Below are 14,548 nucleotides of genomic sequence, written 5' to 3' on the forward strand. Positions count from 1 at the left end.
ATTGTAATGGAACTGAATACGGCTACGCCAAAAGAGACAGCGATTTCTAAAGAGACCAGTATCCCTGGCTATAATATCCGAGGCTTTGAGATCAAAGGCTTTCGTGACATGACCCAGACTCTGGATCATCTCCTGAGCAGTGGCCCGGTGAAGACGGGCACTTTAGTGGCAATGAATGCCGAGAAACTGCTGAAAGCCGAAGACGATGCTGAGCTACGTGAACTGATCTGCGAGGCGGAATATCTGTATGCCGACGGGATAAGCATGGTGCGCGCTATTCGTCGTAAATATCCGCAAGCCAAGCTTTCCAGAGTTGCTGGGGCTGATTTGTGGGAAGCGCTGATGCAACGTGCTGGCCAGCAAGGGACGCCGGTATTTTTAGTTGGCGGAAAACCCGAGGTGCTGGCAGAGACTGAAGCCAAGTTACGTGCCCAATGGAATGTTAACCTGGTGGGCAGTCAGGACGGTTATTTTACTCCCCAGCAGCGTGATGCGCTGTTTGCCAGAATTGCCGCCAGTGGTGCCGCTATCGTTACCGTGGCTATGGGGTCGCCTAAACAGGAAATGTTTATGCGTGATTGCCGTAAAGTCTATCCAAATGCGCTGTATATGGGCGTTGGCGGCACTTACGACGTCTTTACCGGTCATGTTAAACGTGCGCCCAAGATATGGCAGAATCTGGGGCTGGAGTGGCTTTACCGCCTGTTGTCCCAACCCACCCGCATTCGCCGCCAAATCAAGTTGCTGAAGTTTGTTGGCTATTATTACAGTGGGCGTCTGTAATAATCATGCCAGAAGCAGGGTCACTTCGGCCCTGCTGTTATAAAACCCCATTCTTGTATTCCCCCTGTTAATTTAATTGCCTCTTAATTGCGCAATAGCAGTAATTTCTTATTCTTTATTCCATTAAATTTTATCTTCTTGTTTGCTAATTTTCCCCAGATACGGAACGATACGCGCCGGCCGCGGTTTTAACAGCATTAATGGCTTTTGTTACGGCTTGTTTCTCTAATCTTTAGTCTTAGTTCACTAAGGTATCAATCACTAGGTTGAATACCTTAATTTGGCTTTTTTGCATCCGTGGCATTTTATGCCCAAAGAAATTGGCGTAGCAGCCGACACCCTTGCGGCTTCACATGCGCGGGGATATCCATAAAAACAACCGGGGAAGCCGGAGCAGACATACACCAGTAGGTTACCGAGGATATATGGAAGATAACGAAGAGAAAAAAGGATTACACCGGGGGTTGGAAGCCCGGCATATTGAGCTAATTGCATTGGGCGGCACCATCGGCGTCGGGCTGTTTATGGGGTCTGCCAGTACGTTGCATTGGGCGGGGCCTTCAGTATTACTGGCCTACATGATTGCCGGTTTATTTGTCTTCTTCATTATGCGGTCAATGGGCGAAATGCTGTATCTGGAGCCGGTAGCCGGTTCTTTCGCCGTCTATGCCCATAAGTATCTCAGCCCCTATTTTGGCTATCTGACAGCCTGGGGCTATTGGTTTATGTGGATAGCTGTAGGGATCTCTGAAATAACCGCTATCGGCGTGTATGTTCAGTTCTGGTTCCCAGAAATACCACAATGGCTGCCCGCCATTGCAGGGGTGGCAATAGTGGCATTGGCGAATCTGGCGGCGGTCAGATTGTATGGCGAGCTGGAGTTCTGGTTTGCCATGATAAAAGTGACCACCATTATTGTGATGATTCTGGTGGGGTTGGGCGTTATCTTCTTCGGCTTTGGTAATCACGGTCAGGCCATTGGATTGGATAATCTGACCGCTCATGGCGGCTTCTTTGCGGGGGGCTGGAAAGGCTTTCTGTTCGCGCTGTGTATTGTCGTGGCATCTTATCAGGGCGTTGAGTTGGTCGGGATTACAGCGGGTGAGGCGAGAAATCCCCAGGTCACCTTAAAGCGGGCCATCAATAACATTCTATGGCGCATTCTGATTTTTTATGTCGGGGCGATTTTCGTGATTGTCACTATCTTCCCGTGGAACGGTATTGGCACCACTGGCAGCCCATTTGTCATGACCTTTGCTAAAATAGGAATAGTGTCAGCGGCCGGTATTATCAACTTTGTGGTGCTCACTGCCGCGCTGTCGGGATGTAATAGCGGCATGTACAGTGGTGGACGCATGTTGTATGCCTTGGCGAAAAATCGCCAGCTACCGGCTCGACTGACAAAATTGTCTGCAAACGGGGTGCCGGTTTATTGTATTGCGCTAACAATTTTATGCTTGCTGGTGGGCTCGGGGCTTAATTACATCATCCCCAATCCACAGCAAGTCTTTGTTTACGTTTACAGTGCCAGTGTACTACCGGGCATGGTGCCGTGGTTTGTGGTGTTGGTGAGCCAGCTGCGTTTTCGTCAGGTACATAAAGAAGCGCTACAACAGCATCCATTTAAATCCATCATGTTCCCGTATGTAAATTACCTGACTATCGCTTTTCTGATCTGTGTGTTGGTGGGAATGGGCATTAACCCAGATACGCGTTTATCATTATTAGTCGGGACGATTTTCCTTGGATTAGTGACGGCATGCTATTTTGGGCTAGGAATGCATAAAAAATCGTCAGTCGAGACATCACAAAACTAATTGGCGTGGTAGAAAGGCCAGGAAATGAAAGTCGCCAATCCCCCCGCAACTTTAGGCGCAAAGGAATAAACGCCTATAAAACCAGCGAACAAGGTGGGGTAGGGGGGATTAATGGCTGACTTTTGTGGCAGAGTGAGCAAAGCGTAAGCAATCGCATCATTTCTTCTAAAAAAGCACTAGACAGCCAAGCACTAAAGCCGTAGTATCCCCACCCGCAACGGCGCTAAGCGCCCGTAGCTCAGCTGGATAGAGCGCTGCCCTCCGGAGGCAGAGGTCTCAGGTTCGAATCCTGTCGGGCGCACCATTAATTTTGTGTGCAAGAGCAGCGGTGGTAAGATAGCCGCGTAGGACGAAGTAAGCTGTATGAAGTAGAAGTTATGGTGGCTATAGCTCAGTTGGTAGAGCCCTGGATTGTGATTCCAGTTGTCGTGGGTTCGAGCCCCATTAGCCACCCCAAATTTTGTGGAACATGCGATGGTGGCGGAATTGGTAGACGCGCTAGCTTCAGGTGTTAGTGTCCTTACGGACGTGAGGGTTCAAGTCCCTCCCTTCGCACCACACAAAACATGTAGATTTTATTAAGATTTACATGGACATAGGTCGAAAGACCGTGTAGAGTAAGCAGTAAGAAATCGGCGAGTAGCGCAGCTTGGTAGCGCAACTGGTTTGGGACCAGTGGGTCGGAGGTTCGAATCCTCTCTCGCCGACCAATTCAAGAAGAAACCCCGCAATGCGGGGTTTTTTTTCGTCTGTACTATTTGCCCCACCTCGATTCTGGTGATTTATCTTTCTCATTTCCTGCCATGATTAATAGTCACCCGCAGGCGCACTCCTCCTCTCTCTGAAATCTATCTCATCAAATTAGTGTGATGGCATGAGGCCCAGCGCCGAGATTTATCTGCCCCAAAACAATTTAGACTGCTGATCAGGTTGATTGAAGGTGAGCTGTGCTGCATGGAGCCCTATTTATTTAAAATAATAAGCGGCATAAATGTCTGGAGCGCCCATAGGTACAATTACCCGGCTGGCTCGCAACTGAAACTGTCGGTTTGCCATCAACTTCACCACTGTTGGCTTTTTGCGACAAAAGACGAGCGCTTTGTCTCTGGATGGAGACATATAACAATCTGATAAATATAAAGAAAATATAATTTAGATTATAACGTCGTTTTGTAGCGACAGATCACGTGGTGTATCGGGGGCTGAGCTGGGTGGGTAAGGCGCATGAGATGATGGAAGATAATAAAAATAAAACTATTATTTATCAGTCTATTAAAAATTAATTTCCTGGGTTGGTGAATTAATTGACGGTCAGTTGTGCAACCTGGCACGAGAAGTGCAATATCTACCTTGTAGATGCTCATCCCACTTATTATGACAGCCTGGCTTTACTTGCCAACTGAGCTTCATAAACCCAGGGATGATGCAGAGCCAATTTTAGGGTGCCTATTGTCCATGTAAACGATGTTGCATATCTTCATCACATACCGGGCATAACGTTGAGTGAGGCACCGACATTGTTGTCTGTAGACCTGAAAATTTCAGACGCTTGCCCTAATTCGGCAAGCGTTTTTTTTGTCTATCCTTTGTACCTGAAGCTGCTGGGTTGTTGGCGGTACTCACTCACCCGAATCACTTACCTGCGTAAGTTCATCGGGATTTTATTACTTACCGCCTACCTGCAACTCCAATTACCTTAGATATACCATTGAGCTACTAATGGGATCAGAGAGATTCGCCATTCTGCTTAAGGGTTAACAGCAACCCTTCACGGCGAGCCTGTGCTGCATCCTCAGGGCGCTGCAGTTTATCTAAGGCATCAGCCAGCCATGCATAATCATACCCGTCTGGGCGCTGCTCAAGTGCCGCTTTAAAGGCCTCGCTGGCTTTCTCCCATTCACCGTGTTTTAGCATGAGCTGACCCAAAGTGCTATTGAGTAACGGCGTTGCCCCATGCTGTTTGATTTGCTGGCGTAATGATTTCTCCAACGGATCCGGATTACCGGCTTGTAGGCGTGGGATCAGTAGCACCAGTCGCTCATCATATTGGCGTTTCAAACTGTCCAGAATGACCTGCTGGGCGACATCATGATCATTACATTCAATCAGATGCTCCACCAAGGCGACTTGCAGCGGGATCTCGTTACGGACTTTACGGCTTTGATCCTTCCACCAGCGTTTTAGGCCATCACTGCCTTCTTCTGCCATACACTGATTCATGATGCCAATATACGCTTGCTGCTCCAGTGCGGCGATTTCGTCCGACGTATGCAACTGGACTTTGCTCATTGCGGGAAGAATTTCCAACAGCGAGCTGTAAGCCCCTGAGCGCAGGTAAGCCAGTTCAGCCAGACGCAAGACTTCAGGATGGCGTGGTGCTCTATCCAAGAGACGATCGACACCGTGGCGCGCGGCGTGGACGTGCCCTTGGGCCAGTTGAATCCGCACCCGAGTAATATCCACCGGTAATTGATCGGTGTCGGCAACTTCTGCTGCCCGCTCGAGATATTGGTTCGTGCGGAATTCATCCCCACGTTGCTGTGCGGCTTCCGCAGCCAACAGGTAGTTCACCATCGGCTGCTCAGCATGATCAGCATTGCGGGTCAGTAATTTCTCAACTTGTTTGAAATCACCTTCAGCCAGTTTGATCAGTGCCGCCTTGGTTTGTTTACGGGCTCGGGTACGTTTACGGCCCATAAACCAACCACGGGTACGTGCACCAGTGCGGAAAATACGGCGCAGTATCCATTCAACTATCAGGAAAACCACCAATACCAATACCAGCATAATGACCAGGCCGGTCACACTGGTTTCAACATTGTAGTTATCGGTTTGGATCAGCACATAACCTTGATGCCCGGCCAGCATTGGCCCCAGCACGATACCCGCAGTCAAAATGAGGAATAATAATAATACTCGCAACATAGTTATTCCCCCTGAGCAGCAACGGGTGCGGATGCCATTAAGTTACGAACCCGAGTTTGCATCAATTTTTCCAGCATTGGCTGGCTTTTCAATTGATCAGGCACGTCCATTGAGATTGATTGCTGACTCAGGCTTTCCAGTTCATCAAGAAAAGCCTTGGTGCTGGGGTCGTTTACATCAAAATAAGCACGAACCCAGGTGGAGATGGTCTCCAGCGATTCTTTATACACTTCATCTTGATGGCGAGGTACGGCTTGCGCGGCAACCAGCAAACGGGAGCGGATATTTTCGCGCAAATAAACGTCCTGATTTGGTGCCAGCAGGGGTTCAGCGCTGCTATCACGGCGGCGAATAGTAATAAAGTCAGATATAAAACTGTGCCAGCTTTTGGTCAGATTCTGACGCCATTCCGCCAGTGAACTGGATAACTCATCGCTATTGGCATCCATCGGCGAATCATCAATATTGTTATCCGCCAGACGCAGGTTATCCACTTGATTAGACAGCTGATTCAACTTAAGGATAATGCCGTCGAAATCTATCTGGCTGACCGCAGAAAGCGCACTGATATCTTCAGTCAAGGCGCGGCGAACCTCAATAAGGCTGGGGTCATTCATGTCTGCCAGGCTAGCATCAGCACTTTTCAGTAATGTGGCCGCAGTGGTGACATCTTGGTCACTCCACAGCTTGCGCCCCGCCATTTTCACCAGAAAATCAGCTTGTGCCAGCAGCCAGGTTTTGGCGTCGCTCCCAGAAATAGTGGCGACTTTCTCCTGTAGCTCATTGAGCTGGCGAATCAATGAAGTCTGTTGACGATCTGCGGCCTCAAGCGCTTTTCCTTGCTGCTGCAATAATGATTCCAGCTGCTGTTTTTCCTGCGATTGACTCTGTTTAAGCTCTGCCAATTGCTCTTGCAGTGCGAGAGTGGTTGCCTCTTGTTGCTGGGCCTGCTGGTGTCCGTGATAATAAAGCCCGGCACCCAGTGCGATGGCCAGTGCAATAGCAATGGCACCCAGAATTGGGCCGGTTGATTTTTCCCGGCGAACATCTGGTGCTGGCTCTCGGTGCCTCTCAACCGCGGTGGCCGTTTCTTCCACTGGTGCGGATGGGGTATTTTGTTCCGTCATATTGGGCATCCCATAGTCAGGTTTCAGGTTTATTGAAATTCTTGTAGCGCGCGGATCAGCGCGTCATTATCAGCGCTCTCTGCTACCCGGATATCACTCCAGCCCATTTGGGCAGCTAAGGCCGCCAAACGTTCACTTACGACCACCAAGCGGCAGCGCAGTAACCAGGAAGAACGATAGTAATCAGGAACTAAAGTATAGATCTGTTGTAACATTTCGCCGCTGGTCACAACCAGAGTATCCACTCCAGAGCGCTGCCAGTGCGCACTTTGTTCGCTACCATCATAAAAGATGGGACTGCGTTGATAACATTCGCAAAAAGTGACGGTTGCTCCCCGCTCAGCCAGGCTTTCGCCGAGCAGTTCTCGCCCACCATTACCGCGCAATAGCAGCGCTTTTTTACCGGACAAATTTTGCAGGTCAGGTAATGATAACAGCATCTCGCTGGTCTCTCCCGTTGGTGGGAAAGTCACGTGCAAGCGGCTGGCGGTATGTAATGCTAATGCAGTATTACGACCAATAGCATAATAAGATAACTGCGAGGGCCATAACAGGTTATTTCTTTTTAACAGTGGGTTAGCATAGCGCACTGCATTTTGTGACAAGGCAAAAACCAGGTCGCCAGCCTGCATATCTTGTAGCAACTCCGGCAACTTTGGCAGGTCATTACCGGGTGAGAAATCAATCAGGGGCGCATGATAGGCAACCCGGCCCAGCGCACGTAAGCGGCTGATTAACTGCTCCCCGGTAGGGGATGGACGGGTGACCAGAATTGTCATAGCGGTGGGTTATCCAGATAAACTTCAGCCAGTATTTCTCGCGCCCCGCGTGAGAGCAGCTCATCAGCCAGCTCAATCCCCATTTGCTCTGCATCTTCAGCGGGGCCACGGCGTTCACCCCGAATAATCTCACTGCCATCAGGTGCGCCGACCAATGCACGCAGCCACAAGGTATCGCCTTCCAGCTCGGCATAACTGCCAATCGGCACCTGACAGCCGCCTTCCAGGCGAGTATTCATCGCGCGCTCTGCACAAACTCTTAGCTCAGTTTCGCGATGATTCAGCGGCACGAGCAGCTGGCGAGTGAAATCATCATCCAGACGGCATTCAATGCCGACCGCACCTTGGCCAACGGCGGGTAACGATTCTTCTGCCGGCATGGCATAGCGAATACGGCTTTTCAGACCCAGGCGGTTAAGACCGGCGACGGCCAGAATAATCGCGTGGTAATCGCCATTGTCCAGTTTGGCAAGGCGAGTGCCGACATTACCGCGTAAGTCGCGGATAATCAGGTCTGGGCGGCGCTCACGCAGTTGGCATTGGCGGCGCAGACTTGAGGTGCCGACAATGCTACCCGCTGGCAAATCATCCAAATGAGCATAATGGGAAGAGACGAAAGCATCACGGGGGTCGTCACGTTCGCAAATTGTGACCAGACCCAGCCCTTCAGGGAAGGCGATGGGCACATCTTTCATGGAATGCACAGCAATATCGGCCCGACCTTCCAGCAGTGCCAGCTCTAACTCTTTGACGAACAAGCCTTTCCCGCCAACTTTTGCCAGCGGGGTATCCAGAATGATATCCCCACGGGTAACCATAGGCACCAGTTCGACTTGCAAGCCGGGGTGATTGGCTTGCAGTAAATGTTGAACATAATGTGCTTGCCATAAGGCGAGCGGGCTTTGCCGAGTCGCAATTCGAATAATTTTGTTTAACATCGTTTGTTACCGTTTTATATTTTATGGCCCATCCTATCATTTACGGCGGTATCACTGAAAAGCATTTGCCAGTGACCAAAACTGCAACGTCAATGACTTGGTTAGATATAGGCATTATAATTGTTGGGATAGCTTTACTTTCTTTACGGTCAATCAGCAAGGTGTTAGATTGATCACGTTTCCAGCAATAAGTCGTTAAATATTCGTCAAACAAAATGTTTTTTGGTCATTTCAACAAAAAGTACATGATTTGGTGAAGGTCAAATAAACAATAAACGGATCTGGAACACGGGTTTCTTTCTAAGCACCAGAACAATCAGGCGAGACGTCTTGTACCTCTACATCGAGACACTGAAACAGCGACTGGATGCGATCAACCAATTAAGAGTCGATCGCGCCTTGGCGGCCATGGGGCCAGCCTTCCAAAAGGTCTACAGTCAGCTGCCAATCCTATTACATTGTCATCACCCACTGATGCCGGGCTACCTTGATGGTAACGTTCCCCACGGCATTTGCATCTTCACGCCCAATGAAATCCAGCAGGATTATCTGTCTGAGATTGAAGCCAAATGGGGCCAGCCTTTGCAGCAGGATACCGGCGGCGAATTGCCGATTACCGGCGTCTACTCAATGGGAAGCACTTCATCTATTGGGCAGTGCCATACCTCAGATCTGGATATCTGGGTATGTCATCAGGCCTGGCTTGATGCTGAAGAGCGCAATCGCTTGCAACAAAAATGTAGCTTGCTGGAGAAGTGGGCTGCATCAATGGGTGTTGAAGTCAGTTTCTTCCTAATAGATGAAAACCGCTTCCGCCATAATGCCAGTGGCAGTCTGGGCGGTGAAGATTGCGGTTCAACCCAACATATTTTATTACTGGACGAATTTTACCGCAGTGCGGTGCGTCTGGCGGGGAAACGTATTCTGTGGAATATGGTTCCGGTGGAAGAAGAAAATAATTACGATGACTACGTGCTGTCGCTCTACGCGCAGGGCGTCTTAACGCCGAATGAATGGCTGGATCTGGGCGGTTTGAGCACCCTGTCAGCGGAAGAATATTTTGGTGCGAGTTTGTGGCAGTTGTACAAAAGTATCGATTCGCCTTATAAGGCGGTACTGAAAACTGTTCTGCTCGAAGCCTATTCTTGGGAATACCCTAATTCCCAACTGTTAGCGATGGAAATCAAACAGCGCCTGCACGCGGGCGAAATTGTGGCGTTTGGCCTTGATGCTTACTGCATGATGCTTGACCGCGTCACCCGCTATCTCACCCAAATTAATGACACCACCCGGTTAAACTTGGTGCGCCGTTGTTTCTATCTGAAAGTGTGTGAAAAATTATCTCGCACACCGGCAAGTGTGGGTTGGCGGCGTGAAATTCTCAGTCAGTTGGTCAGTGAATGGGGCTGGAGTGACGAGAATCTGGCGGTGTTAGATAACCGCGCTAACTGGAAAATTGAACGGGTGCGTGAAGCACACAATGAATTGTTGGATGCGATGATGCAAAGTTATCGTAACTTGATTCGCTTTGCGCGCCGCAACAACTTGAGTGTCAGTGCCAGCCCGCAAGATATCGGGGTATTAACCCGTAAACTCTATGCCGCTTTTGAAGCATTGCCGGGCAAAGTCACACTGGTTAACCCACAGATTTCACCGGATCTTTCCGAAGAGCACCTGACCTTTATTCAAGTTCCGGCGGGGCGTGCCAATCGCCCTGGTTGGTATTTGTATAATCAGGCGCCGTCGATGGAGGCCATTGTCAGCCATCAGCCGCTGGAATATAACCGTTACCTGAATAAATTGGTGTCCTGGGCTTATTTCAACGGCCTGTTGACCGGCAAGACTCGGCTGCATATTAAAAGTGCTAGTCTGTGTAATACCGTGAAACTGCAAGAGCTGGTGACAGATATTTCGCACCACTTCCCGCTGCGCTTACCCGCGCCGACCCCAAAAGCACTGTACAGCCCCTGTGAAATCCGCCACTTGGCGATTATCGTCAATCTGGAACATGATCCGACCGCAGCTTTCCGCAATCAGGTGGTCCATTTTGATTTCCGTAAACTGGATGTATTCAGTTTTGGCGAGCAGCAGCAGTGCCTGGTTGGCAGCATCGATTTGCTGTACCGCAACTCTTGGAATGAAGTGCGAACCTTGCATTTCAGCGGCGAGCAGGCGGTATTGGAAGCGCTGAAAACAATTTTAGGTAAAATGCATCAGGATGCCGCTCCGCCAGAGTCGGTGGATGTATTTTGTTATAGCCAACATTTACGCGGCTTGATTCGCACCCGTATTCAGCAACTGGTTTCTGAGTGTATTGAACTGCGCTTGTCCAGCACGCGCCAAGAACCGGGCCGTTTCAAAGCCGTGCGTGTTTCTGGGCAGACTTGGGGATTGTTCTTTGAGCGCCTGAGTGTCTCGGTTCAGAAATTGGAAAATGCAGTCGAATTCTACGGCGCGATTTCCAATAACAAACTGCACGGGTTATCGATTCAGGTCGAAACTGATCAAATTCATCTGCCACCCGTGGTAGACGGTTTTGCCAGCGAAGGAATTATTCAATTTTTCTTCGAAGGCACCGCAGATGAAAAAGGCTTTAATATCTATATCTTGGATGAGACAAACCGAGTTGAGGTTTATCATCATTGCGAGGGCAGCAAAGAAGATTTGGTGCGAGATGTCAGCCGTTTCTATTCATCTTCTCACGACCGCTTTACTTACGGCTCCAGCTTTATCAACTTCAACTTGCCGCAATTCTACCAAATTGTGCAGCTAGATGGCCGGACTCAGGTGATTCCTTTCCGCAGTAATACGCTGTCTCACCTGCATATTGTCGATAAAGACGCCAGTGCGCCGGCACAACAATTTCAGTTACATTGATATGTCGACAAAACCTAACCAATAAAAATAGTGTTATTGGTTAGGTTTGATAGGTAATAAATTTCATCTAAATCGTGCTGCATTAATTCTCCATGCTTTAAGATGTGATTTTAAGCATTTTCATTTTGATTATATTGAGAATAAAATATAGTGGCGTCAAGGTGTGTTGCTGAGTCTTTTTCTATAAAAGGTTTCTGTTTGTCAATTATTTCTTTATAAATATCGGTTGTTAATCTTTTTTCTTCAATGGCAGTTAGTACCGAGTTTGAATTTTTCAGCATAAATTCTAAATGTTTTTGATCAACAGGTTCACTTAAGTACATATAATGAGACATACTGGTTAACATTGAAAAAGGTAATTCACCTAAGTGAAGAGAAAAACAATCCCGAATAATTTGGCTGACTCTACCATTAGCATTTGGCAATAAATGCAGATATTGAAAATCTGACGTTAACTTAAATATCCTCGCGATATCACTTTCAGCATGAGCATTGACTAATTCAAATGCAAATTGGCAAATTACGTTTCTTTTGTTCTCAATGGAACGATCCGTCATCCCACGTATCTTTATTAAATAATCATCACAATTGGTATCGATACCTAATTCATGTTTTAATGTATCGAGTGTTAATGTTTGATTCTCTATCTTGTTATCTATGATGTCCTTAACATTAAAAATACGCTTTCTCTCTGTCATAAATGAGCTGTAAGATTCGAAGAATATGGCATATGGGGTGGTTAATAGCTCAATAATTTCCACTATAGTATACGTCACTCTTTTTACTTTATCCTCATCGCGGCTATTTTTGTCATTGTAGATAGCATTTAACCTTGAAAGGCAGTGGGCATATCCTTTTATCATCAGGGCATTATCATCTGCCTCGCTACCATTAAAACCAGTATCTTTCGTGTTGTAGGCAATAACAGGGTTTAGCTGGTGGGCAGCTTCGACGTATAAGTAAGGAAGTAAAATTTGTAATTGTTTATTATCTAGTTTAGATAATCTTGCTTGCACTTTACTTTCTGTATCCAAAGAGGCTCTGAATGCATTTATGGCCTTATTCTCTTGGTGAAGAGTATCATTACTTTTAATCCTCCCTACACACTCTATTATTTTTTCATATTGTTCCTCAGCAGAGAGGGGAAGCCGACGGATATTATCCAGATCTACTCTTGTATCAATAATGTTAGTGTTGTTCCACTGTATGCCCGTTAGCTTTGCGCCGTAAAGAATAGCATGACTCAGATTAGTATTAGTCATATTGGTAGAACGAAGATCAGCATCTGTGAAATCAACATCTGATAAATTAAGATTACTTAGGTCTACACCTTGAAGGTTACATCTATTATAAACTGTCATTCTATCTGAAGTGTTATTATCACATTGCTCTTTTATTATTTCTCTTTTTAATGCTCGAAGCGAATCCCGTTCTACCTCTGTATGACATTTTGATATGTCTTCATTTATTATTTTAATTTTTTCGGCGCCGCTAAGATTATTACTTTGAGTATCATAACAATTTAAAGGCGGGGTTATATAAATTGAAGGATATATCATTTACACTGATTCCTATAAATAATTATATGTAGAGAAGGTAACGAGTTTCCAGAGGCATTATTCCATGGTGATCCTATTCAATATACCGGGTATTAGCCTTATTTAGTTTCGGCAGCAGTAGATAGGCAGGTTATATGTCAGATATTTCCATGCCAGCCGGTGATTGGGCTGGCATGTTTTAGTGTGGTTAGCCGAAATGCACTGCTTCACCCGCTTGGCTGGTGGCGGCTTCGGATAATTGGGTGAAAAATTCTGCGCCACTGCGTGAGCAATACCACAGCCCTTCACGGTAATTAAAGTGGTAACCACCCGCTTTAGTTGCCAACCAAACCTGATGTAATGGTTCTTGGCGATTGATGACAATTTTGCTGCCATTTTCGAAAGTCAGCGTCATCACCCCGCCATTGGTCTCATAATCGATATCGCTATCGCCGCTAAAACCATCCAGTGTCTCTTCAATGTAAAGCATCAATTGGTCGGCTAACTGATGAAACTCGCTGTCGTTCATATTCAATTCCTATTGCTTTTCATGATCCACCTGCGATTATAGAGACCTTGAACGCAAGAATTACAGGCATTAATACAAATATCCGCGTCAAAACGGTTTATTGTTATCAAAACAGGTTACAGGCGTTAAAACAATGACAAAAAAATTATCTTGGCTGCTTACCGCGATGGTGGTGCTCGCGCTTTCAGGTTGTGGTCTGAAAGGCCCATTATATTTCCCACCGGCAGACAAGCCAAAAGTAGAAACGGCCAAGCAAGATAGTGGTAATGTTGAACGTAATCAGCAGAATTCACCGACCCCGAGCATCGCCGGGCCTCAGTGATTATCACATCGTCGCCAGATTGAGTCAGTACCGAGTGTAGCCAGTACCGAAAATTTAGCAGATATATAAACGTCAGCGGAGTATGAAATGCAGTTCTCCAAAATGCACGGTCTTGGCAACGACTTTATGGTTGTCGATGCAGTTACCCAAAATGTTTACTTTTCGCCGGAGTTAATCCGTCGATTAGCAGACCGGCACACTGGCGTGGGCTTTGATCAGATGTTGGTAGTTGAGCCGCCTTATGATCCTGAGCTGGATTTTCACTACCGTATTTTTAATGCCGATGGCAGCGAAGTGGCTCAGTGCGGCAATGGCGCGCGCTGTTTTGCCCGTTTTGTTCGGCTGAAAGGGTTGACCAATAAGCGCGATATCAGTGTGAGCACCCAAACGGGCCGCATGATATTGAGTGTCAATGAAGATGAAACAGTTTGCGTCAATATGGGTGAACCCAATTTTGACCCGCAAGCTGTTCCATTCCGTGCGACCAAGGCCGAGAAAACGTATATTTTCCGTGCGGCGGAACACACGGTGCTCTGCGGTGTTGTGTCGATGGGGAATCCCCATTGTGTGATGCAGGTTGATGATGTCTCCGTCGCCAATGTTGCTTTGCTGGGCCCAGTATTGGAAAGCCATGAGCGCTTCCCTGAGCGGGCTAATATTGGTTTTATGCAGGTGGTCAGCCGTGAACATATCCGCTTGCGGGTGTATGAACGTGGTGCTGGCGAGACTCAGGCCTGTGGCAGTGGGGCTTGTGCCGCCGTTGCGGTTGGGATCCAACAAGAATTATTGGGTGAAGAGGTTCATGTCGAGCTGCCCGGCGGTAGTTTGCATATCAGTTGGAAAGGGCCAGGTCATCCACTCTACATGACCGGGCCTGCCACCCATGTTTACGACGGATTTATTCATTTATGAC

Annotated in this window: 11 protein-coding genes and 4 tRNA genes; 9 read left to right on the top strand and 6 right to left on the bottom strand. The window is 47.6% G+C overall.

Annotation, left to right across the window (positions count from 1 at the left end):
• Positions 1 to 6: 6 nt before the first annotated feature.
• The 6 genes from wecG to YROHD0001_RS10940 all read left to right on the top strand — a co-directional run bounded on the left by wecG (position 7) and on the right by YROHD0001_RS10940 (position 3,310).
• Positions 7 to 783, top strand: coding sequence for a lipopolysaccharide N-acetylmannosaminouronosyltransferase (gene wecG, locus YROHD0001_RS10965; RefSeq protein WP_004714248.1), 777 nt, complete (start codon positions 7 to 9; stop codon positions 781 to 783).
• Between the two features lie 425 nt (positions 784 to 1,208).
• Positions 1,209 to 2,600, top strand: a complete 1,392-nt coding sequence (gene thrP, locus YROHD0001_RS10960; protein ID WP_004714249.1) for a bifunctional threonine/serine APC transporter ThrP — start codon at positions 1,209 to 1,211, stop codon at positions 2,598 to 2,600.
• 227 nt (positions 2,601 to 2,827) lie between these two features.
• Positions 2,828 to 2,904 (top strand) — tRNA-Arg (locus YROHD0001_RS10955).
• A 76-nt stretch (positions 2,905 to 2,980) separates the two neighbouring features.
• A tRNA-His gene (locus YROHD0001_RS10950) sits at positions 2,981 to 3,056 on the top strand.
• A 15-nt stretch (positions 3,057 to 3,071) separates the two neighbouring features.
• Positions 3,072 to 3,158 (top strand) — tRNA-Leu (locus tag YROHD0001_RS10945).
• 75 nt (positions 3,159 to 3,233) lie between these two features.
• Positions 3,234 to 3,310: transfer RNA gene (locus tag YROHD0001_RS10940), tRNA-Pro, on the top strand.
• A gap of 1,015 nt (positions 3,311 to 4,325) precedes the next feature.
• Here YROHD0001_RS10940 and hemY read toward each other — a convergent pair.
• The 4 genes from hemY to hemC are packed head-to-tail and all read right to left on the bottom strand — an operon-like array spanning position 4,326 to position 8,369.
• Entirely contained in the window at positions 4,326 to 5,525 is a 1,200-nt protein-coding gene (hemY, locus tag YROHD0001_RS10935; RefSeq protein ID WP_004714252.1) for a protoheme IX biogenesis protein HemY, read from the bottom strand.
• A gap of 2 nt (positions 5,526 to 5,527) precedes the next feature.
• Positions 5,528 to 6,652, bottom strand: a complete 1,125-nt coding sequence (gene hemX / locus YROHD0001_RS10930; RefSeq protein ID WP_032816613.1) for a uroporphyrinogen-III C-methyltransferase — start codon at positions 6,650 to 6,652, stop codon at positions 5,528 to 5,530.
• Positions 6,653 to 6,681: 29 nt separating this feature from the next.
• Entirely contained in the window at positions 6,682 to 7,431 is a 750-nt protein-coding gene (gene hemD, locus YROHD0001_RS10925; RefSeq protein WP_032816614.1) for a uroporphyrinogen-III synthase, read from the bottom strand.
• Positions 7,428 to 8,369 (bottom strand): hydroxymethylbilane synthase, encoded by a 942-nt coding sequence (hemC, locus tag YROHD0001_RS10920; RefSeq protein WP_004714255.1) that lies wholly within the window; start codon positions 8,367 to 8,369, stop codon positions 7,428 to 7,430. Before hemC ends, hemD begins: the two co-directional genes overlap by 4 nt.
• Before the next feature lie 330 nt (positions 8,370 to 8,699).
• On the opposite strand from hemC, the gene YROHD0001_RS10915 reads away from it, so the two are divergent.
• Positions 8,700 to 11,246 (top strand): class I adenylate cyclase, encoded by a 2,547-nt coding sequence (locus YROHD0001_RS10915; RefSeq protein ID WP_004714257.1) that lies wholly within the window; start codon positions 8,700 to 8,702, stop codon positions 11,244 to 11,246.
• A gap of 110 nt (positions 11,247 to 11,356) precedes the next feature.
• Here YROHD0001_RS10915 and YROHD0001_RS10910 read toward each other — a convergent pair whose 3' ends face one another.
• Both YROHD0001_RS10910 and cyaY read right to left on the bottom strand, forming a co-directional pair.
• Positions 11,357 to 12,805 (bottom strand): pentapeptide repeat-containing protein, encoded by a 1,449-nt coding sequence (locus YROHD0001_RS10910; RefSeq protein WP_004714258.1) that lies wholly within the window; start codon positions 12,803 to 12,805, stop codon positions 11,357 to 11,359.
• A 187-nt stretch (positions 12,806 to 12,992) separates the two neighbouring features.
• Positions 12,993 to 13,313 (bottom strand): iron donor protein CyaY, encoded by a 321-nt coding sequence (gene cyaY / locus YROHD0001_RS10905; RefSeq protein WP_004714259.1) that lies wholly within the window; start codon positions 13,311 to 13,313, stop codon positions 12,993 to 12,995.
• Between the two features lie 133 nt (positions 13,314 to 13,446).
• Between cyaY and lptM the strand changes: the two genes are divergently transcribed.
• Both lptM and dapF read left to right on the top strand, forming a co-directional pair.
• Positions 13,447 to 13,635 (top strand): LPS translocon maturation chaperone LptM, encoded by a 189-nt coding sequence (gene lptM, locus YROHD0001_RS10900; RefSeq protein ID WP_004714260.1) that lies wholly within the window; start codon positions 13,447 to 13,449, stop codon positions 13,633 to 13,635.
• An 87-nt stretch (positions 13,636 to 13,722) separates the two neighbouring features.
• Entirely contained in the window at positions 13,723 to 14,547 is an 825-nt protein-coding gene (dapF, locus tag YROHD0001_RS10895) for a diaminopimelate epimerase (protein WP_032816617.1), read from the top strand.
• The last annotated feature ends 1 nt before the right edge of the window (position 14,548 follow it).

The organism is Yersinia rohdei ATCC 43380 (genome assembly GCF_000173775.1).
Lineage (GTDB): Bacteria > Pseudomonadota > Gammaproteobacteria > Enterobacterales > Enterobacteriaceae > Yersinia > Yersinia rohdei.